At 71.4% G+C, this 21,411-nt stretch carries 24 protein-coding genes, 1 tRNA gene and 1 other RNA gene; 10 read left to right on the top strand and 16 right to left on the bottom strand.

The genetic code is table 11. From position 1 onward, the window contains the following. Window positions 1-93: 93 nt before the first annotated feature. Window positions 94-690 carry a hypothetical protein gene (locus tag VFH10_RS08800; RefSeq protein WP_325127741.1) on the top strand — a complete coding sequence of 199 codons (597 nt, stop codon included), beginning with the start codon at window positions 94-96 and terminating at the stop codon, window positions 688-690. 65 nt (window positions 691-755) lie between these two features. Here the strand turns inward: VFH10_RS08800 and VFH10_RS08795 are convergent, their stop codons facing one another. From VFH10_RS08795 to ffs, 7 genes are all read right to left on the bottom strand, one after another. Then, window positions 756-1,814, bottom strand: coding sequence for an aspartate-semialdehyde dehydrogenase (locus VFH10_RS08795; RefSeq protein ID WP_325127740.1), 1,059 nt, complete (start codon window positions 1,812-1,814; stop codon window positions 756-758). Then, window positions 1,811-3,079, bottom strand: a complete 1,269-nt coding sequence (locus VFH10_RS08790; RefSeq protein WP_325127739.1) for an aspartate kinase — start codon at window positions 3,077-3,079, stop codon at window positions 1,811-1,813. The genes VFH10_RS08795 and VFH10_RS08790 overlap by 4 nt, the downstream gene beginning before the upstream one ends. Before the next feature lie 108 nt (window positions 3,080-3,187). Further along, window positions 3,188-3,817 (bottom strand): DUF5063 domain-containing protein, encoded by a 630-nt coding sequence (locus VFH10_RS08785; RefSeq protein WP_325127738.1) that lies wholly within the window; start codon window positions 3,815-3,817, stop codon window positions 3,188-3,190. After that, window positions 3,810-4,409 carry a recombination mediator RecR gene (recR, locus tag VFH10_RS08780; protein WP_325127737.1) on the bottom strand — a complete coding sequence of 200 codons (600 nt, stop codon included), beginning with the start codon at window positions 4,407-4,409 and terminating at the stop codon, window positions 3,810-3,812. The genes VFH10_RS08785 and recR overlap by 8 nt, the downstream gene beginning before the upstream one ends. Window positions 4,410-4,429: 20 nt before the next feature. After that, window positions 4,430-4,810, bottom strand: coding sequence for a YbaB/EbfC family nucleoid-associated protein (locus VFH10_RS08775; RefSeq protein ID WP_325127736.1), 381 nt, complete (start codon window positions 4,808-4,810; stop codon window positions 4,430-4,432). A 26-nt stretch (window positions 4,811-4,836) separates the two neighbouring features. Continuing rightward, window positions 4,837-6,861 carry a DNA polymerase III subunit gamma and tau gene (locus VFH10_RS08770; protein ID WP_325127735.1) on the bottom strand — a complete coding sequence of 675 codons (2,025 nt, stop codon included), beginning with the start codon at window positions 6,859-6,861 and terminating at the stop codon, window positions 4,837-4,839. A gap of 69 nt (window positions 6,862-6,930) precedes the next feature. Then, window positions 6,931-7,021: signal recognition particle sRNA small type (gene ffs, locus VFH10_RS08765), an RNA gene on the bottom strand. Between the two features lie 105 nt (window positions 7,022-7,126). Here ffs and VFH10_RS08760 point away from each other — a divergent pair. Then, window positions 7,127-7,215, top strand: a tRNA-Ser gene (locus VFH10_RS08760). Between the two features lie 76 nt (window positions 7,216-7,291). Here the strand turns inward: VFH10_RS08760 and VFH10_RS08755 are convergent. Continuing rightward, a complete protein-coding gene (locus tag VFH10_RS08755) occupies window positions 7,292-7,966 on the bottom strand; it encodes a TetR/AcrR family transcriptional regulator (RefSeq protein ID WP_325127734.1) in 675 nt (224 codons plus the stop codon). A 67-nt stretch (window positions 7,967-8,033) separates the two neighbouring features. Here VFH10_RS08755 and VFH10_RS08750 point away from each other — a divergent pair, with 67 nt between their 5' ends. Beyond that, on the top strand, window positions 8,034-8,840 hold the full coding sequence (locus tag VFH10_RS08750) for an alpha/beta hydrolase (protein WP_325127733.1): 807 nt from the start codon (window positions 8,034-8,036) through the stop codon (window positions 8,838-8,840). 32 nt (window positions 8,841-8,872) lie between these two features. Here VFH10_RS08750 and VFH10_RS08745 read toward each other — a convergent pair whose 3' ends face one another. Further along, window positions 8,873-9,664 carry a DUF2249 domain-containing protein gene (locus VFH10_RS08745; RefSeq protein ID WP_325127732.1) on the bottom strand — a complete coding sequence of 264 codons (792 nt, stop codon included), beginning with the start codon at window positions 9,662-9,664 and terminating at the stop codon, window positions 8,873-8,875. 67 nt (window positions 9,665-9,731) lie between these two features. Between VFH10_RS08745 and VFH10_RS08740 the strand changes: the two genes are divergently transcribed. Further along, window positions 9,732-10,433 (top strand): helix-turn-helix transcriptional regulator, encoded by a 702-nt coding sequence (locus tag VFH10_RS08740; RefSeq protein ID WP_325127731.1) that lies wholly within the window; start codon window positions 9,732-9,734, stop codon window positions 10,431-10,433. A gap of 78 nt (window positions 10,434-10,511) precedes the next feature. Here the strand turns inward: VFH10_RS08740 and VFH10_RS08735 are convergent, their stop codons facing one another. Beyond that, the gene (locus VFH10_RS08735) at window positions 10,512-10,868 is read right to left on the bottom strand and encodes an STAS domain-containing protein (RefSeq protein ID WP_325127730.1); all 357 of its coding nucleotides are present in this window, start codon (window positions 10,866-10,868) and stop codon (window positions 10,512-10,514) included. Window positions 10,869-11,047: 179 nt separating this feature from the next. Next, a complete protein-coding gene (locus VFH10_RS08730) occupies window positions 11,048-11,572 on the bottom strand; it encodes a GNAT family N-acetyltransferase (protein ID WP_325127729.1) in 525 nt (174 codons plus the stop codon). Between the two features lie 170 nt (window positions 11,573-11,742). Between VFH10_RS08730 and VFH10_RS08725 the strand changes: the two genes are divergently transcribed. The 4 genes from VFH10_RS08725 to VFH10_RS08710 all read left to right on the top strand — a co-directional run bounded on the left by VFH10_RS08725 (window position 11,743) and on the right by VFH10_RS08710 (window position 14,576). Then, window positions 11,743-11,994, top strand: a complete 252-nt coding sequence (locus tag VFH10_RS08725; RefSeq protein WP_325127728.1) for a hypothetical protein — start codon at window positions 11,743-11,745, stop codon at window positions 11,992-11,994. A gap of 3 nt (window positions 11,995-11,997) precedes the next feature. After that, window positions 11,998-13,377 (top strand): DUF4331 domain-containing protein, encoded by a 1,380-nt coding sequence (locus VFH10_RS08720; protein WP_325127727.1) that lies wholly within the window; start codon window positions 11,998-12,000, stop codon window positions 13,375-13,377. Beyond that, complete coding sequence (locus VFH10_RS08715) at window positions 13,374-13,733, top strand: hypothetical protein (protein WP_325127726.1); 360 nt, start codon at window positions 13,374-13,376, stop codon at window positions 13,731-13,733. The genes VFH10_RS08720 and VFH10_RS08715 overlap by 4 nt, the downstream gene beginning before the upstream one ends. Before the next feature lie 234 nt (window positions 13,734-13,967). Beyond that, window positions 13,968-14,576 carry a hypothetical protein gene (locus VFH10_RS08710; protein ID WP_325127725.1) on the top strand — a complete coding sequence of 203 codons (609 nt, stop codon included), beginning with the start codon at window positions 13,968-13,970 and terminating at the stop codon, window positions 14,574-14,576. Window positions 14,577-14,691: 115 nt separating this feature from the next. On the opposite strand, the gene VFH10_RS08705 is transcribed toward VFH10_RS08710, so the two are convergent. After that, on the bottom strand, window positions 14,692-16,299 hold the full coding sequence (locus tag VFH10_RS08705; protein WP_325127724.1) for a helicase HerA-like domain-containing protein: 1,608 nt from the start codon (window positions 16,297-16,299) through the stop codon (window positions 14,692-14,694). A gap of 130 nt (window positions 16,300-16,429) precedes the next feature. Here VFH10_RS08705 and VFH10_RS08700 point away from each other — a divergent pair, with 130 nt between their 5' ends. Further along, a complete protein-coding gene (locus tag VFH10_RS08700) occupies window positions 16,430-16,726 on the top strand; it encodes a type II toxin-antitoxin system VapB family antitoxin (RefSeq protein ID WP_325127723.1) in 297 nt (98 codons plus the stop codon). 6 nt (window positions 16,727-16,732) lie between these two features. Beyond that, window positions 16,733-17,266 carry a LytR C-terminal domain-containing protein gene (locus VFH10_RS08695; RefSeq protein WP_325127722.1) on the top strand — a complete coding sequence of 178 codons (534 nt, stop codon included), beginning with the start codon at window positions 16,733-16,735 and terminating at the stop codon, window positions 17,264-17,266. 25 nt (window positions 17,267-17,291) lie between these two features. On the opposite strand, the gene VFH10_RS08690 is transcribed toward VFH10_RS08695, so the two are convergent. The 4 genes from VFH10_RS08690 to VFH10_RS08675 form a co-directional block, all read right to left on the bottom strand. Beyond that, window positions 17,292-18,761 (bottom strand): potassium/proton antiporter, encoded by a 1,470-nt coding sequence (locus VFH10_RS08690; RefSeq protein ID WP_325127745.1) that lies wholly within the window; start codon window positions 18,759-18,761, stop codon window positions 17,292-17,294. 371 nt (window positions 18,762-19,132) lie between these two features. Continuing rightward, the gene (locus tag VFH10_RS08685) at window positions 19,133-20,218 is read right to left on the bottom strand and encodes a serine hydrolase domain-containing protein (protein ID WP_325127721.1); all 1,086 of its coding nucleotides are present in this window, start codon (window positions 20,216-20,218) and stop codon (window positions 19,133-19,135) included. A gap of 19 nt (window positions 20,219-20,237) precedes the next feature. Beyond that, window positions 20,238-20,570, bottom strand: coding sequence for a YidH family protein (locus tag VFH10_RS08680; RefSeq protein WP_325127720.1), 333 nt, complete (start codon window positions 20,568-20,570; stop codon window positions 20,238-20,240). 46 nt (window positions 20,571-20,616) lie between these two features. Then, window positions 20,617-21,225 (bottom strand): hypothetical protein, encoded by a 609-nt coding sequence (locus VFH10_RS08675; protein WP_325127719.1) that lies wholly within the window; start codon window positions 21,223-21,225, stop codon window positions 20,617-20,619. Window positions 21,226-21,411 lie beyond the last annotated feature (186 nt).

Below are 21,411 nucleotides of genomic sequence, written 5' to 3'. Positions count from 1 at the left end.
GCCGTGACGCAGGAAATCCGGGCAAAAGCCCCCGAACCGCAATGAAACGGGTCGTCATCTTCTCGTCATCTGCCCTCTGGCAGACTGCGCCGCATGGGCGACCAGACCCCCGATGACGAGCCGGAGCCCACCCTCGAGCTGCCGTCGCTCTTCCGTCGTCGACGTCGCGGGACCGTGGGGGCCACCCGCGCGGAGGAGCCGGTGACTCCCACGGTCACGGCTCCGTCGCCGGGCCGGCGCGCCGAGCCGGTACGACGTGCGCCCCGGGCGAAGCGGGCCGGTCCGCTGCTCCCGCCGAGCGTCGCGGCTCCGCTCACCGGACTCGTCGTGGGACTGCTGGGGGCAGTGCTGACCTACGGCGGGCTCCAGGGCTGCGAGCTGGTCCGCGGTACCGACTCGTGCGGCGACGGACCCGGCGGGCTGCTGCTGCTCGCGATCCTGGTCGTGATGGTGATCGCCGGTGGCGGGTTGCTCGCCTGGCTGCGCGTCCCCGACCCGCGCAGCACCAGCTTCCTCGGGGTCGGGTTGACCGCCGTAGTGGTGGTGGTCGCGCTGCTCGAGAAGCTGTTCAGCGCCTGGATGTTCGTGGTCGTGCCCCTGGTGGCAGCCGCGGCGTACCTGCTCGCCTGGTGGGTCTCCAGCCGGCTCGTGGAACAGCTCGACGACGGCCCGGGCGTCGACGTCCGCTGACCCTCCGATATCGGTATCCGGAGGGTGACCCCAAGGTCACGGTGGACATACCGACATCGGTGGGGTCAGAGCCCGGCGGCGACCAGCTCGGCGATCTGCACGGTGTTCAGCGCGGCACCCTTGCGCAGGTTGTCGTTGCTGACGAACAGCGCGAGGCCGCGCTCGTGCTCGACGCCCGGGTCCTGCCGGATCCGGCCGACGTAGCTCGGGTCCTGCCCGGCGGCCTCGAGCGGGGTGGGGACGTCGGTGAGTACGACGCCGGGGGCACCGCTCAGCAGCTCGGCCGCCCGTTTCGCCGGGAGCGGCCGCGCGAACTCGACGTTGAGCGAGAGCGAGTGCCCGGTGAACACCGGCACCCGGACGCAGGTGCCCGAGACGCGCAGCTCGGGGATGTCGAGGATCTTGCGGCTCTCGTTGCGGAGCTTCTGCTCCTCGTCGGTCTCGTCGGTGCCGTCGTCGACCACCGACCCCGCCATCGGCAGCACGTTGAACGCGATCGGTCGCACGTACTTCGTCGGACCGGGCAGCTGCACCGCCGAGCCATCGTGCGCGAGCTCCGGGCCGCGGTCGCCGACGGCAGCGATCTGGCCGGCGAGCTCGTCCACACCAGCGACGCCACTGCCGGACACCGCCTGGTAGGTGCTCGCCACGATCCGGACCAGGCCGGCCTCGTCGTGCAGCGGCTTGAGCACGGGCATTGCAGCCATCGTCGTGCAGTTCGGGTTGGCGATGATCCCCTTGCGTGCAAGGGAAATCGCGTCGGGATTGACCTCGGACACGACCAACGGCACGTCGGGGTCCATCCGCCAGGCCGAGGAGTTGTCGACCACGACCGCGCCCGCCTCGGCGTACGTCGGAGCGAGCGCACGAGACGTGGACGCGCCGGCGGAGAACAACGCGATGTCGAGGCCGGTGGGGTCCGCCGAGGCGGCGTCCTCGACGACGACGTCGCGGCCGCCGAACTCGAGGGTCGAGCCGGCCGACCGCGCCGAGGCGAACAGCCGGATCTCGGAGATCGGGAACTGCCGCTCGACCAGGATCCGCCGCATGACGGCTCCGACCTGTCCGGTGGCGCCGACGATGCCGATGCGGATCCCCTCGCCGCCGGGGCCGAAGGAGCTCATCTGCCGGTGCCGCCGTAGACGACGGCCTCGACGTCCTCGGAGTCGAGGTCGAAGGCGGTGTGTGTCGCGCTGACGGCCGCGTCCACCTGGGCCTCGTCGACGATCACGGAGATGCGGATCTCGGAGGTGGAGATCATCTCGATGTTGACGCCTGCCGCGGCGAGCCCGGCGAAGAACTTCGCCGTGACCCCCGGGTGCGACCGCATACCCGCGCCGATCAGCGAGACCTTGCCGATCTGGTCGTCGTACAGCAGCGAGTCGTAGCCGACCTCGGCCTGGATCCTTGCCAGCGCGGACATCGCCGTCTGACCGTCGTCGCGGGGCAGCGTGAAGGAGATGTCGGTGAGGTTGGTGGACGCGGCGGAGACGTTCTGCACCACCATGTCGAGGTTGATCTGGGCATCGGCCAGGGCCTCGAAGATGCGGGCCGCCTCACCCACCTTGTCGGGCACCCCGACCACGGTGATCTTGGCCTCGCTCCGGTCGTGCGCGACGCCGGCGATGATCGCCTGTTCCATGTCGTCCACCTCGTGTTCTTCGGTGATCCAGGTGCCGGTCCGCTGGCTGAAGGAGGAGCGGACGTGGATGGGCATTCCGTAGCGGCGGGCGTACTCCACGCACCGCAGGTGCAGGATCTTCGCGCCGCACGCCGCCATCTCGAGCATCTCCTCGTAGGAGATGCGGTCGCGCTTGTGCGCGGTCGGGACGATCCGGGGGTCGGCGGTGAAGACGCCGTCGACGTCACTGTAGATCTCGCACACGTCGGCGCCCATCGCCGCCGCCAGGGCGACGGCCGTGGTGTCCGAGCCGCCGCGGCCCAGCGTGGTGATGTCCTTGGTGTCCTGGCTGACGCCCTGGAAGCCGGCCACGATGGCGACGGCTCCCTCGTCGAGCGCCCGGTGGATCCGACCGGGCGTGACGTCGATGATCTTGGCCTTGCCGTGCGAGCTGTCGGTGATCACCCCGGCCTGGCTGCCGGTGAACGACTGCGCCATCTGGCCCAGGTTCCCGATCGCCATCGCGAGCAACGCCATCGAGATCCGTTCGCCGGCGGTGAGCAGCATGTCGAGCTCGCGTCCGGCCGGCAGCGGGGAGACCTGCTCGGCGAGGTCGATCAGCTCGTCCGTCGTGTCGCCCATCGCGGAGACCACAACGACGACGTCGTTGCCCGCCCGTTTGGCGTCGACGATCCGCTGCGCCACCCGCTTGATGCCCACGGCATCGGCCACGGAGGAGCCGCCGTACTTCTGCACGACAATGCCCAAGGGAGATTCCTCGTCCGACTCGGTCTCGAAAATGACGGGCACGAGTCTATCGAGCGGCCACTCTCCGCCCTCGGTGAGCGACGGATCGCGGACAACCGGGCGGAGCCGTCAGAGCTCGGCGGACTCCAGCATCTCGTCGGCGGCCTCGACCTGCTCGGCCTCCCCGTCGAAGTCGACGTCGAAGCGGTCGTGGGTGATCACCGACTGCAGGGCGCGCAGGACCGCGCTCGCGTCGTTGCCCCAGGAGGACATGTAGGAGAACTGCCACCACCACAGCGCCTCGCTGAACCGGCCGGCCCGGTGGTGCTTCAGACCGTGCGCCAGCGACGCGGCGATGCTGGTGAGGTCGTCCGACAGCAGGGAGGAGACGAGCTCGGGCGGGTCGACGTACGGGTCGAAGACCACCGTGAACGCATCGACGCCCTCGAGGAGCACGGCGAGGCGCAACCGCATGGCGTCGAGATCCGGGTCGGGACCGACGTCGGGTTCGTACTCGTCGGCGGGCGTGAAGTCGGTGTGTACGCCCAGACGTCCGCCCGCGAGGAGAACCTGGCTCACCTCGAGCAGCAGCAGCGAGATGGCCTCCCCTCCGGAGCAGTCCCCGCGTGCGATGGCGCGCAGGGCCAGCAGGAAGCTCTCGACCTGGTCGGCGATCTGCTGGCCGAACTCCTCGAGCTCGCCGCTCACGTCGGCCGGGTCCGGTCCGGCACTCGCGCGCTCGGGTGTCTGCTCAGTCATCGACGGCACGTCTCCCTTCGAAAGCCCGTCCGAGAGTGACCTCGTCGGCGTACTCGAGGTCCCCTCCTACCGGCAGTCCACTCGCAAGTCGCGTCACGCGCAACCCCATCGGCTTCAGCAGCCGCGTGAGGTACGTCGCGGTGGCCTCGCCCTCGAGGTTCGGATCGGTGGCCAAGATGACCTCCGTGACCACCCCGTCGGCGAGTCGGGTCATCAGCTCGCGGATGCGGAGCTCGTCGGGCCCGATGCCCTCGATCGGCGAGATGGCACCGCCGAGCACGTGGTAACGACCGCGGAACTCCCGGGTCCGCTCGACGGCGACGACGTCCTTGGACTCCTCGACCACGCAGATCACCGCCGGGTCGCGGCGCGGGTCGCGGCAGATCCTGCAGGTGTCCTCCTCGGCGACGTTGCCGCACACCGAGCAGAACTTCACCCGCTCCTTGACCTCGACGAGCACCTGGGCGAGCCGACGTACGTCGACCGGGTCGGTGGACAGGATGTGGAACGCGATCCGCTGGGCGCTCTTGGGGCCGACACCAGGGAGCCGACCGAGCTCGTCGATCAGGTCCTGGACGATGCCTTCATACATGGGGGTGGGTGGTCGCGTCCCTAGAAGCCCAGGGCGGCCCCGGGACCGCCCTCGCCGCCACCCAGCCCGCCGGCCAGCGGCCCGAGCTTCTCGGACGCCAGCTCGTCGGACTTGGCCCGCGCGTCGCGGTAGGCGGCCACGATCAGGTCCTCGAGGTCCTCGGTGTCGTCTGGGTCGAACGACCCGCGGCGGATCTTCACACCGACGAGGTCGCCCGTGCCGCTCACGGTGACCGTGACCAGTCCGTCGGCCACGGTGCCGTCGACGGTGGCCTCGGCCAGCTGGGCCTGGGCGTCCATCACCTGCTGCTGCATCTGCTGCGCCTGCTGCAGCAGAGCGTTCATGTCGAAGCCGCCGCCGCCGAACGGGTCGCCCGGCGTCTCGGGGGTGTTGCTGGTCATCGGTGGTCCCACTCTCGCTCGGGGGCTCAGTCGTGCTTGATCTCTTCGATGATGCTCGCACCCAGCTCCCGCTCCAGGAGCTCGGTGCCGCCGAGGTCGTCGTCGGCGTCGGGGTCGTCGGGATGCGCGTCGGCGTCGGACACCGACCGCTCCTGCTGGCGGCCCGGCCCGCCCTTGGGGCGAGTCTCCTGGATCGCGCCGCGGGCGGTGGCGACCGCGTCGGGGTCGACCGGACGGCGCTCGGGGGCGGCCGGTCGCTCGGGCGTGGGTGCCGGTGCCGGCTGGTCGGAGGGTGCGGCCGGGGCCTCGGGCTCCGGGGTGACGGCCGGTCGGGTCACGGTGTCGGCATGGGCGCCGGGCTGCGCGGTCGGGTCGATGATCGCCTCGATGCGCCAGTCGTGGCCGATCACGTCGATCGCGGCCTGCCGGAGGATCTCCTCGCTCCCGCCGCTGGAGAAGGACTGTCGTGCCCCGGCGTTGACCAGGGCGATGGTGAGCGTCTTGTCGTCGACGGCGGCGACCTGGGCGTTCTGGCTGAGCAGGATCCACGTGAACCGGCGCTTGACCTTCACCGACTCGAGCAGGTCGGGCCACAGTCGGCGTACGTCGACCAGGGTGAGTCCGCTCGCGGGGACCGGCTCGGCCGCGGGCTCGGGGCTGGATGCGGGTGAAGGTGGTGTCGACGTGACCGGCTCCGCCGCGGGGGCGGTGGCGCTGGGCGGCTCGGTCGGCGCCGGGGCCTCGACGGGGGCCGGCTCCGGCGCCGGAGCGCCGGCCTCCGATGCCGCCAGGGGAGCAGCCTCCTTCGCGGCCGGGACGGGAGCCGCCTGCGGAGGCGCCGGGGCCGCGGCCGGGGCCTGTCGTGCCTGGGACGGGGTGCCCTCGATCGCCATCCGCTTCTCGATCCGGTCGAGACGCGCCATCACCCCACCGGTGGTGTGGTCGGCGCCGGGCAGCAGCACGCGGGCACAGATCAGCTCGAGCAGCAGTCGCGGCGCGGTCGCGCCCTTGAGCTCGGTCAGCCCGGTCGCGACCAGGTCGGCCGCCCGGCTCAGGTCGGCCCGCCCGAACCGCGCCGCCTGAGCGACGAGACGCTCGGCCTGGTCGGCGGGCACGTCGATCAGGCCGGTGGCCGGGGCGTCGGGCACCGCGGCGATGATCACCAGGTCGCGCAGCCGGCGCAGCAGGTCCTCGGTGAACCGGCGGGGGTCCTGCCCGGTCTCGATGACCTTGTCGACGACGCCGAACACGGTGCCCCCGTCGTCGGCGGCGAAGGCGTCGACCACCTCGTCGAGCAGGGTCTCCGGGGTGAACCCGAGCAGCCCGGTGGCGAGCTGGTGCGTGACGCCCTCGGCTCCGGCGCCACCGATGAGCTGGTCGAGCACCGACATGGTGTCTCGGGCCGAGCCGCCGCCGGCCCTGACGACGAGCGGCAGCGCGGCCGGGTCGACCTGCACGCCCTCCTGGTCGCAGATCTGCTGCAGGTAGTCCGACAGCGTGCGCGGCGGGATCAGCCGGAACGGGTAGTGGTGGGTGCGTGACCGGATCGTGCCGATGACCTTCTCGGGCTCCGTCGTCGCGAACACGAACTTGATGTGCTCCGGTGGCTCCTCGACGAGCTTGAGCAGCGCGTTGAAGCCCGCCGGGGAGACCATGTGGGCCTCGTCGATGATGTAGATCTTGTAGCGGCTGTTGACCGGCGCGAAGAACGCCTTCTCGCGCAGGTCACGCGCGTCGTCGACGCCGCCGTGGCTGGCCGCGTCGATCTCGATGACGTCGATCGAGCCGGGACCGCCGCGGGCCAGGTCGGTGCACGACTGGCAGGTGCCGCACGGGGTGTCGGTCGGCCCCTGCTCGCAGTTGAGGCATCGGGCCAGGATCCGGGCGCTGGTGGTCTTGCCGCATCCGCGCGGTCCGGAGAAGAGGTAGGCGTGGTGCACCCGGTTGTTGGTGAGCGCCGCGCGCAGCGGACCGGTGACGTGGTCCTGACCGATCACCTCGGCGAAGGACTCCGGCCGGTAGCGGCGGTAGAGGGCGAGCGGTGCTTCCACGTCGTGAACCCTAACCGCCGCGTCTGACAGCGGGTAGGCGACCGGCGCACGGCCGTCGTACCGGGACGAAAAGGCCCCCCGCGCACCCGACAGAGCTCACTGACCCTTGCTGCCTTCCGGCCCTGGGGGAGTTGGGCGAGATGCCGCCGCACGGGGGGTTGCCCCGCAGTCTAGGTGACCCGCGTCGACCGTCCCAAACCGGCTCGGGACGGCCCCTCGGCCACCGATTTCATCAACCGCGCGGGCGCCCGGTAGCCTCTCCGGCGGAGGATTCGCCTAGTGGCCTATGGCGCTCGCTTGGAAAGCGGGTTGGGTTAACAGCCCTCAGGGGTTCGAATCCCCTATCCTCCGCCATTTGTGACTCGCGGCAGGCGAGACAGGCAGCGAGACCCGGGTCGTCGACCCGGGTCTTTCTGCGTCACGGGTCCCATCAGGTCTGGCTGGGCGGCCGACCCGGTCCTGCGAAGAACTCCCGGCAGAGGGTCTCCCAGACCCAGTGCTGGTAGCGATCGAGCGTCCACTCGCGGACGACCGTGAGCAGGTGGAACAGCTCGGGGCTGAGCAGGGCGCTGTAGTGCTCGGCCGCATCCTCGACGGTCAGGCCGGGTTGCAGGACGGCGTCGCCCAGGACGGCGCGCAGGTTCCGCGCCTGGGTGTCCAGCCGCGAGCCGAGCATCCGGGCCTGCAGGTCGGCGGCGAACGGATGCCCGTCGGCAGCGGCCCGGAGAACGGCGTGCACGGGGCTGACCCGGCCCAGGGTCTCGCAGCTCAGCTCGACCAGCAGACGGAGACGATCGCGCGGGTCCGGGCAGGACGCGATCGCCTCGACGCGCTCGCGCTGCTCCCGGCCCTCGGGATCGTGCGACCCGGTGACCGCCAGCGACCAGACCCCCTCCAGCAGGCCCTTCTTCCCCCCGAGCGCCACGTAGACGGTGTCGGGGGACACGCGCGCCGCCGCGGCGACGTCCTGCACCTTGGTGCCGGCGTACCCGCGCTCGAGGAAGAGCTCACGCGCCGCGGACAAGATCCGCTGACGCGTCTGGTCGGCCTGCTCGGCACGGAGCGGGGAGATATACGTGCGCGAGCCCTTGACTTCGCCTGCCATGACGAGGATCGTACCCCGCATAGATTCATTCCAGTCTCACTCGGATGGATTGAAGAGGGTGGTGGCGATGCGACTGGAGTACGACGAGCGCGGGCAGGGCCCGGCGATCTGCCTGGTGCACGCCGGGGTGTTCAGTGCGTGGTTCTCGCCGATGTTCGACGAGCCCGCGCTCGACGGCTTCCGCGTCATCCGGCCGGTGCGCCCGGGTTACGGCCGCAGCGGGCCGCCTGCCGAGACCGCCAGCCTGCGCGCCCACGCCGAGCAGTGCGCGGAGCTGCTCGGGGAGCTGGGGACCGGAGGGGCGTATTGGGTCGGTCACTCCTCAAGCTGCTGTATCGGCCTCCAGCTGGCGCTCGACCACCCGGAGCTCGTCGAGGGGCTGATCCTGTTCGAGACCGCCAAGCCGTCGGGTCCGATCCGCGAGGCCAATGCGGGCACGTACGTCGCCCCGGCCATGACCGCCGCAGGCAACGGCGACGTGTCCAGAGCCTTCGACATCTTCCTGCGCGGGGTCGGGGGCGAGCACTACCGCTCGGCCCTCCTACGCCGTCTCGGCGAAGCGGGGTTGACCGAGGCGGAGGACGAGGCGGCGTACTTCTTCGCCGACGAGCTCCCTGCCATCGCGGCCTGGCAGTTCGGCGAGGCGGAGGCCGCGCGCGTGACCAAGCCGACGTTGCTGGTCGACGGAGCCAGGTCGAGGCCGTGGTTCGCCGAGAACATGGCACAGCTGGCGGCGTGGCTGCCGGACTCGACCTCGGTGACGCTCGAGGGCTGTGACCACCTCGCGCCCCTCACGCATCCGGCCGAGCTCGCGGAGGTCACGGCCGCGTTCGTCCGGCGGGACCGTCCTGCCGTCGCTCCCCGGACCGGCTGACCAGAGCTCGGCGCCCGAAGTCCCCTCGGGCCTCACGACCCGGTCCGCACCAGGCGCAGCCGCCAGGTCTCCGGACCGCGCTGCAGGTAGTCGACGGCGAACGCGCCCGGTTCCCGGCGATCGATCTGCGCCAGCAGCGGCAGCGGGTCGTGCGGGGCCAGCAGCACCAGTCCCTGGCCGACCCGGACGGTGTCGAGAGCGCCGAGCACCGTCGCGTGCCTGATGGCGTGCGGGATCGATCGCGCGTCGAGCTCGGGGTACGCCGACCCGTCGTCCGCGCCGCAGGCGCAGGCATGGCCGCCGGCCCCGCACCCGGCCTCGTCCGCCGGAGCCTCCGGACCGCCGAGCAGCTCGTGCATGCCGCCGAGGAGGTCGGCGACCGAGACGTCCGGGTCGGCGACCAGGAGCGGCAGGACCTGGTCGTTCTCCTTGGCGAGGTGGGTCTCGAAAAGCACCCGCAACGCGGCGGCGGTCGAGGCCGCGGAGACCGCCTCGACGGCACGGCTCAGGTCGTCGACCAGGCCGACGATGACCTCGTGCTCGGCCAGCATGGCCTCCACGAGCAGCCGACCCTCGGGGCGCTCGGCCGCGACGCGATAGAGAGTGTCCTCCTCCGCCCGGGCGTGCGGCACCAGCTCGGTGCGCGCCCAACGGACCAGGTCGTCGCGGGTCGCGGCCAGGTCGTTCGACCGGCCACCGCGCGCCACGGCCACGAGCGCCTCGGCCTTCATGGCCAGCGCGCCGGCCAGGCGTGCGTGGTGCTCCTCGACGGCCTCCGCCGCCCGGGCGTCCGCCTCGGTGGAGGCGATGGTCAGGTGGTTCATCGTGCTCGTCCCTTCGTCGGCCGCCAGGCATGGCGTCGCTGAGACCAGTTTTACTACACTGAACTCCGTGAAAAACAATCCACCGGCGAGCCCGCACCTCGGCCCGCGTCCCGCGCACGGGGCCCGGCCCCTGTCCGCGTCCCGCTCGGCGATCCTGGAGCGGCTCCGCGACCAGCCCGAGGCCCTCACCCAGGCGGCCCTGGTCGCGGCCACCGGCCTGCATCCGAACACCGTGCGCGAGCACCTGGAGGGTCTGGTCCGCCGGGGGCTGGTGCACCGGTCCAAGGCCGAGCCGACCGGGCGCGGCCGACCGGCCTGGCTCTACGCGGCCACCGCCGGGCCCGGTTCCGGCGAGTACGCCGGGCTCGCCGCCGCCCTCGCCGGGGCCATCGCGCGACACAGCCGCAACCCGCGCGAGGAAGCCGCGGGTGCCGGCACCGAGTGGGGTCACGAGCTCGTGCGCGACCGTGCGGCCGCCGTCCCCGGCTCCACGCCCGGCGAGGCCAGGGACCGAGTGGTGGGCCTGCTCGACGACCTCGGGTTCGGGCCGATCCGCGATGACGCGGACCCGGCCGTCTACCGGCTCACCCGGTGCCCGCTCCTGGAGGCCGCCTACCGCCACCCCGAGGTCGTCTGCGGGGTCCACCTCGGGATCGTCCGGGGTGCGCTGGAGGAGCACGGCGCGGATCCCGACGGCAGCGAGCTGGTCCCGTTCGCCGAGCCCGGCGCCTGCCGCCTCGTCGTACCACCCCTGTCGGGCCCTCGCTGAGCAGTCCGCCCTGCGGCTCTCACACTGGGATCCGCGACGAGGTCACCCGGCGCAGCAGCGCTCAGCCGGTCGTCACCCCTACGAAGCGGTGCGGAGAGCGGAGTCGAGCGTGTGATGCAGGTCGAAGACCTTGTCGAGGGCGGTGACCTCGAAGACCCTGCGCGTCGCGGGGTCGTTGAGCACGATGGCGAGCGAACCGTGGAAGGCGTGCACGCGACGGCGCGTTCCGATCAGGGCACCGAGGCCGGTCGAGTCGATGAAGGTGACCCCGGACATGTCGAGGACCAGGTGCACGGTCCCACCGGTGATCAGGTCGTTGAGCCCGCCCCGCAGCGCGGCGTGGTTGGACAGGTCGATCTCGCCGGTCAGCGTGACGACCGTCTGTTGACCGTTAGTGGCGACCTCGGTGATCGGGCCGTGGGTGTCGGCAAGCATGCCGCCTCCTGATGGGGGTGCCTTGTCGGCCCTGGGCTTGACCGTTCAGTCCGGCGACCCTACCCGACCGGGTACGAACCGGACGAACCGTGCCCTACCCCACCCCGCCCACGTAGGACGAATGTCACCACGCGGATCCCGCCGTGGTGGGTCCGCGTCCAGGGTGGTCAGCGCGCTGCTCAGCTCCGCGTCGGTCCAGGCAGGTCCCGCTCGCGGGGTAGCGCGTGCCACTCCTCGAACGTGAGGTCACGTCCGACGTACCGGGGGTTCTGCAGTGGCCAGTCAGCCGCGACCCACCGGGGGACGAGCTCGTCGAGCGCCCGCTCCACCTCCGTGCCGGCGAGGTCGTCGACCACCCACCAGGAGATGTCGGCGTCGGCGCCCGGCTTGTCAGTCGGCTCGATGTAGACGCAGCCGAGCAGCCGCGTCTCGTCGGCGTCGAAGAGCGCGAAGTTGAAGCCCTCGTTGCGGTCCATCTCGTCGGCGTGGTGCTGCAGGTCCTCACGGTCCTGCTCGTGGGTCATCGCGGCCGGCGGCCACCCCCAGATGGGGCCGTACCGCTCCCACAGCCGCTCCCGCGACCCCATGACGGCCACCATGTCGAGGTCGGTGTCGTCGGCCGTGATCGGCCGCAGGTGGTGGCCGGTAGGCAGCTCGACGCGGCGCGGGTGGACGAAGTCGGTGGGCAGCCAGGTGTCCGGCATCGCGCTCCTCGCAGGTCGTGGTCCGGTACGCCGGACCGATGACGTCGGACGGTAGCGCCGCCGCCGGCCCGGCGTGGTCGTTCCCGGCGTTTTGCGCACCCATCCGGGGGCGCGCACGCGTCGAACCCCGGTGTGACGTGCACCACAACACCTCACCAACGGAGGACCCCATGCACGAGACCACACGTCGCAAGTTCCTCGGCACTACCGGAGCCGGCGCGGCAGCCGTCGCCGTCACCGTCGCACCCGCAGCGGCGTACGCCGGCGGCACCGCGCGCAGCAGGAACAGCGCCACCGAGCCGGTGGTCGCCTACGTGAGCGACAGCGAGTCCGACCAGCTGACCCTGATGGTCGGTGAGCGCGAGGTGGTCGTCCACGACCGCGACCTCGTCCACCGGCTGCTCAACGCGGCGGGGCGGTGACCGATGTCCTCGCATCGCGAAGCGCCTGAGATCTCGAAGGACCCGGTCGCCGACAACACCGACGTCTACGCGTTCGTCAGCCCGGAGCGGCCCAAGTCGGTCACCCTGATCGCCAACTTCATCCCGCTGCAGAAGCCCGACGGTGGGCCGAACTTCTACGAGTTCGGCGACGACGTGCTCTACGAGATCCACATCTCCAACCGGGGCACGGCCGAGGCCGACATCAGCTACCAGTTCCGGTTCCGCACGAAGATCCGCAACGACAAGACGTTCCTCTACAACATCGGTCCGATCTCCGGCATCAGGGATCCGAACTGGAACCGTCCGCAGTTCTACGACGTGACCCGCGTGGAGAACGGCAGGAAGCGGGTCATCGCGGAGAACCTGCGCTGCGCACCGGTCAACATCGGACCGCGCAGCACGCCGAACTACCCGCGGCTTGCGGGCCAGTCCGTCTACACGGTCGCCGGGGGGCGCAGGGTGTTCGCCGGCCAGCGCGCCGAGGGCTTCCACGTCGACCTCGGCAGCATCTTCGACCTGGGCACGCTGCGGCCGTTCCAGTCGTTGCACCTGATCCCCACGGCCGACGCCATGGGCGTCAACGCGACCCAGACGTTCAACGTGCACAGCATCGCCCTGCAGGTGCCCATCAACGAGGTCACCCGCGGCAACGGCCGCCCCACCGACCCGATGTCCGACCGGGCGGTCATCGGCGTCTGGGCGACCGCGAGCCGGCGCAAGGCGCGGATCCTCGACAGCAGCACCGGCAAGGCGGTCGGCAACGGCCCCTGGCAACAGGTCTCCCGCCTCGGCAACCCGCTGTTCAACGAGGTCCTCACGCCGATGGCCGAGAAGGACGAGTGGAACGCGCGGCCCCCGGCCAGCGACAAGCGGTACGAGCGGTACGTCAACAAGCCCGAGCTGGCCGCGCTGCTGCCGGTGCTCTACCCGGGTGTCTTCCCGAACCTGGCGAGGTACGGGAAGCCGCGCGCGGACCTGAACGCGATCCTGCTCACCGGCATCCCGGCGGGCGTGGTGCCCGGCTTCCAGAACTTCACCGGGCCGGTGCCGGCGGACATGCTGCGGCTCAACGTAGCGATCCCGCCCTCGGCCACCCCGAACAACCTGGGCCTCGTGGCCGGCGACGCAGCCGGCTTTCCCAACGGCCGCCGGGTGGCCGACGACGTGACCACGATCGAGCTGCGTGCGATCGCGGGACTGACGATCCCGTTGGTGGACCCGTCGTTCACACCCGACGCCGCCGCCAGCGGCATCGCGGACGGGACGACCGACACCAACCAGCCGTTTCTCGCCGGCTTCCCCTACCTCGGGCACCCCAACGGTGGCTACCAGACCACCCCCGGCACCTCGGCCGTGTCATGACCGCGACCCGTACACGCGACCAGATCCATCCGGAGAACCCCTGGGCCGGGTCCGGCTCGGTCCTGCTCGACATCGGCGGGGACGTGGGGGCGCTCGTGGTGACCATGCCGGAAGGGCTCGAGGGTCGCGAGGTGGAGATCCGGCCGGCGGCGTACGTCGCCCCGGCCGATCGGTCCGTGCACCACCCGCACGTGGCCGTCGTCCACCGTCCGGTCGGCTCGAGGAGGGTCCCCTCGCTGGTGTTCCCGGGGCTGAGCGAGGGAGCCTACGAGCTCTACGAGAAGGGCACCGACGTGCTCCGGCTCGCGGTCCATGTCCGCGGCGGCCGCGTCACGGAGGCGCGCTGGCCGGGATAGGTCTCGAGCTTTGGGCGGAACCCGCGCCCCCGGCGGGGCCGGGGGCGCGGTCGGGGTGGCTTGTGCTCCCTCCCCTGACTCGGAGCCTCGGGGGATTGACTCGCGAGTTGAAGGAAGTCGTACCCGCCCATCGAGTCGGTCAATCAAGTGCCCGTTTTGGGGCCTCCCCGGGTGGCCTGCTGCGGCGTACCGTCCGAGTCATCCGTGGACGAAGCCCGTCAGGGAGGAGTGCGCATGTTCGTGCAGGTGTTCCAGGGTCAGGTCTCCGACACAGCGGCGATGAAGGCCCAGCTCGACAAGTGGGCCTCGGAGGTGGCCCCCACGGCGTCCGGCTGGCTCGGCAGCACCGCCGGCGTGACGGAGGACGGGCGGTTCATCGCGCTGGCCCGTTTCGAGTCGGAGGGCGCCGCCCAGCAGAACAGCGACCGCCCGGAGCAGGGCGCGTGGTGGGAGGAGACCGCCAAGCTGTTCACCGACGAGCCGGTGTTCCGCAACAGCACCGAGGTGGACGTCGACACCCCCGGTGACCCGGCCACCGCGGGCTTCGTGCAGGTCATGCAGGGCAAGTCCAGCGACCCGGCTCGGGCGAGGGAGCTGATGGCCAGCGACCCCACCGACTGGGCGTCGTTCCGCCCGGACATCCTCGGCACCGTGAGCGCCGGCCACGAGGGCGGCGAGTGGACGATGGCGATCTACTTCAGGTCCGAGGAGGAGGCCCGCGAGGGTGAGCGGAAGGAACCGCCGCCCGAGATGGCGCAGATGATGAAGGAGATGGACGAGCTCACCGTCGGCGAGCCGTCGTACTTCGACCTCAAGGATCCCTGGCTGCACGCTCCTGGCTGAGGGGGTGTGGGGGCGGCCAATTACCACGGGACCGTGGTAAACGTCCGCTCCCCGGTGTGAACTCACATGGGGAAGCGGCAGTTCACCACGGGACCGTGGTAATCCACCCGCGGGGCTACCGACGCCCGGTGCCGAAAACCCCGCGGAAGATCTCCCGCGCGGCGGTCCGCATCAGGTCCTTGGCCACCGGCGAGTTGATGATGTCCTTCACCATGCTGTCGTCGCGGCTCGACGTCGAGCGACCCGTGCGCGAGCGGTCGGGGTAGTCGATCTTCGCGGGGTCGTCACCGCGCTTCGCGGCGTCGGCGGCCGCCTTCTCGGCCTCGGCCTTGGCGGCGCCCTCCTCGAGCCGGCGGGCGAGCAGCTCGTGGGCCGACTCGCGGTCGAGCGCCTCGGCGTACTTCGCGTGCAACGCCGACCCCGTGACGGCGGCGGTCATCGCGGCCGGGTCGGCCGGCGCCATCAGCGACTCCGGTGCACGCAGCCGCGTCCACGCGACGGGTGTCGGCGCGCCGCGCTCGTTCATGACCGTGACCACGGCCTCGCCGATGCCGAGTGAGGTGAGCACCTCGCCGAGGTCGTCGTACTCGGAGTTCGGGTAGGTGTTCACGGTCTGCTTGAGCGCCTTGGCGTCGTTGGGCGTGTGCGCACGCAGCTGGTGCTGGACCCGCGAGCCGAGCTGCGCCAGCACGTCGTCGGGTACGTCGGTCGGCGACTGGGTCACGAAGAACACGCCTACGCCCTTGGAGCGGATCAGCCGCACCGTCTGGGTGATCGCGGCGAGGAAGTCCTTGGACGCGTCGGAGAACAGCAGGTGCGCCTCGTCGAAGAAGAACACCAGCGTCGGCTTGTCCTGGTCGCCGACCTCGGGAAGGTCGTGGAACAGGTCGGCCAGCAGCCACATCAGGAACGTCGAGAAGACCGCCGGCCGGTCCTGCAGGTTCGGCAGCTCGACCAGGGAGATCAGGCCCTTGCCGTCGGCGGTCGTGCGGAGCAGGTCCTTGGTCTCGAACTCCGGCTCCCCGAAGAACGCGTCCGCCCCCTGGTCCTGGAACCCGATCAGCTCGCGCAGGATCACCCCCGCGGTGGCCGAGGACAGCCCGCCGAGGTTCTTCAGGTCGCCCTTGCCCTCGTCGGAGGTGAGGAACTGCACGACGGCGCGCAGGTCGGCCAGGTCGAGCAACGGCAGGCCGGCCTTGTCGGCGTAGTGGAAGACCAGCCCGAGCGACGACTCCTGGGTGTCGTTGAGGCCGAGCACCTTGGCGAGCAGGGTCGGGCCGAAGGCCGACATCGTGGCGCGCAGCGGGATGCCGGTGCCCTGTCCACCGAGCGCGAAGAACTCGACCGGGAACCCCTGCCCGGTCCACTCCTGGCCCACCGACTTCGCGCGCTCGGTGATCTTGTCGCTGCTCTCGCCGGACGCGGACAGTCCCGACAGGTCGCCCTTGATGTCGGCGGCGAACACCGGCACGCCCTGCGCCGAGAGCTGCTCGGCGAGCAGCTGCAGGGTCTTGGTCTTGCCGGTGCCGGTCGCCCCGGCGACGAGCCCGTGCCGGTTGAGCATGGCCAGCGGGATCCGGATCGGTACGTCGGACAGGGTGGTCGCGTCGAGCATCAGCCCGCCGAGCTCGAGCGCCGGACCCTCGAACTGGTAACCGGGCCGCACCGCCGCCGCGATCGGATGGTCCTGGCCCGCCGGGGCCCCCGGCACCTGCTCCGTCATGGGGTGACCCTACCGACGGCCGGGCACCGTGTCGCCGCGGTCCGAGCGAGACAAGAGGACCGTTCCGCGTGCGTCGGAGGCTGGCGACTGCCCCGAGGGCCGCATGCGGCCGTTCTCTATGCTGACCAGCGTGATCTTCAAGCGCGTGGGAGCCGGGCGGCCCTACCCCGAGCACGGGCTGACCCCCAAGGAGTGGTCCACCCTGCCCCCACGCCAGGTGCGTCTCGACGAGCTCGTGACGACCAAGGACACCCTCCAGCTCGCCGCGCTGCTCGACGAGGACTCCACGTTCTTCGGCGACCTGTTCGCGCACGTCGTGGAGTGGAAGGGCGACCTCTACCTCGAGGACGGACTGCATCGGGCGCTGCGTGCCGCACTCCAGCAACGCCTGGTCCTGCACGCCCGGGTGCACACGGTGGAAGGCTGACCTCCGGTGACCTCCCGTCACGTGACCACCGCGGTCACCCTCCTGGTGCTGGTCGGCATCCTGGCGCTGGGACTGTTCGTCGGTTTCCGCGAGCTGTTCGCGCCGCTGCCCGGCGAGGACGACGAGGCGACCGCCGAGCCGACGTCGGCGTGCGGGTCCCAGGACCTCCAGGTCGGTCAGCGGCTGCGCACCCGCGACGTGCTCGTCAACGTGTTCAACTCCGGTGACCGAGCCGGCCTGGCCAGCCAGACGATGGACACCCTGAGCCGACGCGGGTTCCGCCCCGGCGAGATCGACAACACCACGAGCGGAGGGCGCGTGAAGCGGGTGCAGGTGTGGATCGTCGAAGGCGAGGAGACGGCGGGCCGCCTGGTCGCCCGCAACTTCGGCCCGAAGGTCAAGGTCCGCACCCGCGACGCCGAGGATGACCTCGGCGACGGCGTCGACGTGGTGGTGAGCAACGGTCTGCGTCGGGTCGGCCCGCCGGTCCGCGCCGTTCGGGTCCGCGAGTCCGAGGGAGCCTGCGTAGCCGCCGGTTAGCGTGCACCGACCGGGCCGCGGAGGGTCACTCGAGCCAGTGCGCCAGCCGGCCTCGTTGGGACACCGCCTGGAGACGGTCCTCGGTCTTCTCCCGCAGCCGACGCGGGGTCACCACGAGCAGGTCGTCGCCGGCGCGGAGCACGGTGCGCAGGTCGGGCACGACCGTCTGCCCCTCGCGCACCACCAGCGACACCGAGGCACCCTTCGGCAGCCGGAGCTCACCCACCTCGACGCCCTGCAGCAACGAGCGCTCGGTGACGGTGATCTGCAGCAGGTCGGCCGCGATCCGCTCGAGCGGCGCGGCCTCCACGTCGAGGTCGCGGAGCTGACCCTGCGGGCTGACCCGCAGCAGCTTCGCCACCAGCGGCAACGTGGGTCCGGTCAGCAACGTGAAGATCACCACCATCACGAAGACGATGTCGAACAGCTCCTCGGCGCCGTCCACGGCAGCCGACAGTGGGATGGTGGCGAGCACGATCGGTACGGCGCCGCGCAGCCCCGCCCACGAGATGAACGCCCGCTCGTTCCAGCTCATCCGGTCGGCGAACGCGCAGGCGACGACCGACAGCGGCCGGGCGACCACCGTGAGCAGCAGCCCCGCCAGCACGGCCAGACCCAGGTGGTGCGGGGCGAGCCGCCCGGGTGAGAGCAGCAGACCCAGCATCACGAACAGCCCGATCTGGGCCAGCCACGCCACCCCCTCGGAGAACGACCGGGTGACGGCCCGGTGCGGCAGCTCGCTGTTGCCGAGCACGAGGGCAGCGGTGTAGACCGCGGCGAAGCCCGAGGCGTGCAGCGCGGTCATCCCGGCGTACGCGAACACGGTGAACGCGAGGACCGCGAGCGGGTACAGGCCGGACGACGGCAGTGCCACCCGGCGCAGCACCCAGGCCCCGGCGAGGCCCACGGCCAGACCCCCCAGGACGCCGGCGGCGAGCTCGTAGACCACGATGCCCACGAACCCGGCGACACCGTTGTCGAGCGCGGTCCCGGAGCTGACCAGCGTCACCAGGAGCACGGTGGGGGCGTCGTTGAGCCCCGACTCCGCCTCGAGGGCCCCGGTGAGCCGCCTCGGCAGCGGCATCCGCCGGAGCACGGAGAACACCGCCGCCGCGTCCGTCGGCGACGTGACCGCGCCCAGCAGGATCGCCAACTGCCAGTCGAGCCCCAGCAGGTAGTGCCCGCCGAGCGCCATGACGCCCACGCTCACCACGACACCGAGCGTGGCCAGGGCCACCCCGGTGCCCATGACCGGTCTGATCTCGCGCCAGCTGGTGGTCAGACCGCCCTCGGCCAGGATCACCACCAGGGCCGCGAAACCCAGCGCGTGCGCGACGTTGGCGTCGTCGAACTGGATGCCGAAACCCGCCTCGCCGAGCAGCACCCCCATGAACAGGTAGATCAGGAGGCTCGGCAGACCCGCCCGCACCGAGATGCGCACCGCCAGGATCGCGACCAGCATGACGGCTGCGCCCACGAGGAGCACGGAGTCCATCTGATGCACGTCGAAGCTCACGGTCACCCTCGGCGGGTCAGGGGCAGGGCTCTCATCCTAGGGGGGCGCGCTCGGGCGACATGCGGGTACGACGGCCGGGCGGTCGCCCCCGCCGGGGGATGGACGAGGACGACCGCGACCGTGGAGACCCGGCGGGGCGACGGTGTGCACGCCGTGTCCACGCCGCGTGGGCGCCAGCCAGCCCCCTGCGGCGTGGGCGTGCGTGCCTGTCCGTGACCCCTTGCAGGGCCGAGGAGCCGGAATCACGACCGTGGTTCCTTGCTGTCGAGAATCGTCTCGGCTTCCACGCGAAGCCATAGCCCATGTGGGCGGTCTGCTCCGGACGCGGTGGCTCGCGGCCCGGCGGCCGGTCACACAGGGGACATTCCGAGCACCGCGCGCACCGAGTTCTCCAGCTCACCGCCCCGGTCGCGGTCGGAGACGACGCAGCCGCTCAGGAACGCGACGGCGTACTGACCGGCGTGGCTCCACCAGCCGAAGCTGCCACCGACGCCGCCCATCCCCCAACCGTCCGCGGGCTCGATGGCGACGCCGAGACCCCACTGGCAGGTCTCGTTGACGACGCGGTCGTGCCCGTCGGCCTGGACCGACGTGACCTCCGTCAGCATCGCCGGGGACAGCAGCCGCCCCTCCCCGAGAGCCGCGAAGAGGCCGGCGACCGCCCGCGCCGTCCCGTGCCCGTTGACGGCCGGCACCTCCGCACGTCGCCACGCCGCACCGTTCACCACGTCGGGGTCCAGCGCACCGGGCGGGTTCGACAGGGCTTCCAGCATCAGCCCACCACGCTCCCTCTTGCCCCGGTCGAACTCGTCGCCGAAGCCGGTGACGTCGGCGACCCGGTCGAGATCCGGCTCGGGTACGCCGACGTGGAAGTCGAGGCCGAGCGGCGCGCACACCTCGTCGTGGAGGAAGCCACCCAGCGAGCGCCCGTCCACGGCTCGCACGACCTGTCCGAGCAGGTGTCCGTAGAACAGCGCGCTCTCGCCGAGCGCGGTGCCCGGTGGCCACGCCGGCTGCTGCCGCTCCAGGGCAGCGCACATGAGGTCCCAGTCGTAGAAGGCCTCCACAGGTTGTGGCTCGTCGAGAACGACGTGGCCGCTGGTGTGCGTGAGCACCTGGCGCACCGTGGCGCCTCCGGGCAGGGCGGGCCAGTACGCCGCCATCGGCGCATCGAGGTCGACGAGACCGCGGTCGGCCAGCAACGCGACGCAGACGGCGGCGAACGGCTTGGTCACGGAGTACGGCATCACCAGGGTGTCGTCGCGCCACGGACGGGTGCGCGCGGCGTCGGCGTACCCGCCCCAGAGGTCGACCACCCAGCGGCCCTCATGCCACGCCGCGAACGCCGACCCGGTGCCCGGCGACGGTGTGACGAGGTCGGCGAACAGCTCGCGCACCGGCTCGAAACCCGGGGCCACGCTTCCCTGCGCGTCCATGAAGCTCATCCTCTCGGGCTCACGTGAGCGCGATCAGCACGCCCACGACCAGGGGCACGGTGACGACGACCACCGCGGTCACCGGCCGCAGGTGCGTCGTGGACAGGTCCCGGCCGGCCCGGATCTCGCGCTCGGCGCGGCTGCAGCGCAGGTAGCCGGCGCCACCGACGTACGAACCGACGGCGATCAGGGCGACGCCGAGCACCCGGCTCAGCGTCTCCGGGCCCTGGGTGAGGAACTCCAGGACGCCCAGCCCCGCGACCTGCAGGGAGAGTGCCGTGCGGACGTAGGCGAGGAAGGTGCGCTCGTTCGCGAGCAGGAACCGGTAGTCGGTGACGCCGGGCTCGGGCATGCGGCGAGGCTAGCGCCTGGCCCGCGTCACGGTGCCGCAGACGAGCTCAGGGAGCGGGGGACGGGGTGTGAGCCGGTGGCACGAGCAGACTCTTCACGGCCTTCAGGTCCGCACGCAGCTCGCGGAGCAGCGCCTTGTCGGTGGACGCGTCGACGCTGAGCGCCCTGGTGACGACGGCCGTGAGCTGGCCGGCCGCGGCGGAGCCGGGTGTCGCCTCCGCGAGCAGCCGCTCGGCCTTGCGCAGCACGTTGACCACCAGCACGTAGTTGACCGCGCGGAGCGTCTTGACGTCCTTGCGTGCCTGCCGCAGGACGGCGCTGTCGCCGGCCGACGCGGCCTCGGTGCGGATCGCGTCGAGCCCGGCCTTGTCGGCGGCGACGTTCTCGCGCAGCGCCGCCTGCGTGGAGGCGGACAGCCCTCCGATGCGCGACGGCTTCACGGCCCGGTCGAGCGCCTTGGACACCTTCGCCAGCTCGTGCTCGAGCTGACGCTGCGCCCGCGCGACGGGATCGGCCTTCCCCTTGCCCTGCTTGGGTCCCTTCGCGTGCGAGCCCGGCCCCGCGTCGACGGACGACGGCGCTGCCTGGGCCAGCGGAGCGGACAAGACGAGACCGAGTGCGACGACAACGGTCAGGAGACGGATCACGATGCGCATCGATACCCCCAGTTGTGTTACCGAGCACCGGCAACGGCAGCCGCATGCAGTCCAACGCGACGACGTTAGCCACGTCCGTCACGACATGGGAGCGGAACGGCCCGAAATGGTGCATCGGGACCATGGCGCGGGACCCGAACGCGAGTAACGTCGTACAAGATTCAACGTCCTCGTCGTACGCGGCAC

The sequence above is a fragment of the Nocardioides sp. genome (genome assembly GCF_035697785.1).
Lineage (GTDB): Bacteria > Actinomycetota > Actinomycetes > Propionibacteriales > Nocardioidaceae > Nocardioides_B.
This window is presented reverse-complemented; position numbering and strand designations above follow the sequence as displayed.

Coding starts and splice junctions, on each gene's coding strand:
- VFH10_RS08800 (WP_325127741.1), top strand. CDS start 94: ATGGGCGACCAGACCCCCGATGACGAGCCGGAGCCCACCCTCGAGCTG.
- VFH10_RS08795 (WP_325127740.1), bottom strand. CDS start 1,814: ATGAGCTCCTTCGGCCCCGGCGGCGAGGGGATCCGCATCGGCATCGTC.
- VFH10_RS08785 (WP_325127738.1), bottom strand. CDS start 3,817: ATGACTGAGCAGACACCCGAGCGCGCGAGTGCCGGACCGGACCCGGCC.
- recR (WP_325127737.1), bottom strand. CDS start 4,409: ATGTATGAAGGCATCGTCCAGGACCTGATCGACGAGCTCGGTCGGCTC.
- VFH10_RS08775 (WP_325127736.1), bottom strand. CDS start 4,810: ATGACCAGCAACACCCCCGAGACGCCGGGCGACCCGTTCGGCGGCGGC.
- VFH10_RS08755 (WP_325127734.1), bottom strand. CDS start 7,966: ATGGCAGGCGAAGTCAAGGGCTCGCGCACGTATATCTCCCCGCTCCGT.
- VFH10_RS08750 (WP_325127733.1), top strand. CDS start 8,034: ATGCGACTGGAGTACGACGAGCGCGGGCAGGGCCCGGCGATCTGCCTG.
- VFH10_RS08745 (WP_325127732.1), bottom strand. CDS start 9,664: ATGAACCACCTGACCATCGCCTCCACCGAGGCGGACGCCCGGGCGGCG.
- VFH10_RS08735 (WP_325127730.1), bottom strand. CDS start 10,868: ATGCTTGCCGACACCCACGGCCCGATCACCGAGGTCGCCACTAACGGT.
- VFH10_RS08730 (WP_325127729.1), bottom strand. CDS start 11,572: ATGCCGGACACCTGGCTGCCCACCGACTTCGTCCACCCGCGCCGCGTC.
- VFH10_RS08725 (WP_325127728.1), top strand. CDS start 11,743: ATGCACGAGACCACACGTCGCAAGTTCCTCGGCACTACCGGAGCCGGC.
- VFH10_RS08720 (WP_325127727.1), top strand. CDS start 11,998: ATGTCCTCGCATCGCGAAGCGCCTGAGATCTCGAAGGACCCGGTCGCC.
- VFH10_RS08715 (WP_325127726.1), top strand. CDS start 13,374: ATGACCGCGACCCGTACACGCGACCAGATCCATCCGGAGAACCCCTGG.
- VFH10_RS08710 (WP_325127725.1), top strand. CDS start 13,968: ATGTTCGTGCAGGTGTTCCAGGGTCAGGTCTCCGACACAGCGGCGATG.
- VFH10_RS08705 (WP_325127724.1), bottom strand. CDS start 16,299: ATGACGGAGCAGGTGCCGGGGGCCCCGGCGGGCCAGGACCATCCGATC.
- VFH10_RS08690 (WP_325127745.1), bottom strand. CDS start 18,761: ATGGACTCCGTGCTCCTCGTGGGCGCAGCCGTCATGCTGGTCGCGATC.
- VFH10_RS08685 (WP_325127721.1), bottom strand. CDS start 20,218: ATGGACGCGCAGGGAAGCGTGGCCCCGGGTTTCGAGCCGGTGCGCGAG.
- VFH10_RS08680 (WP_325127720.1), bottom strand. CDS start 20,570: ATGCCCGAGCCCGGCGTCACCGACTACCGGTTCCTGCTCGCGAACGAG.
- VFH10_RS08675 (WP_325127719.1), bottom strand. CDS start 21,225: ATGCGCATCGTGATCCGTCTCCTGACCGTTGTCGTCGCACTCGGTCTC.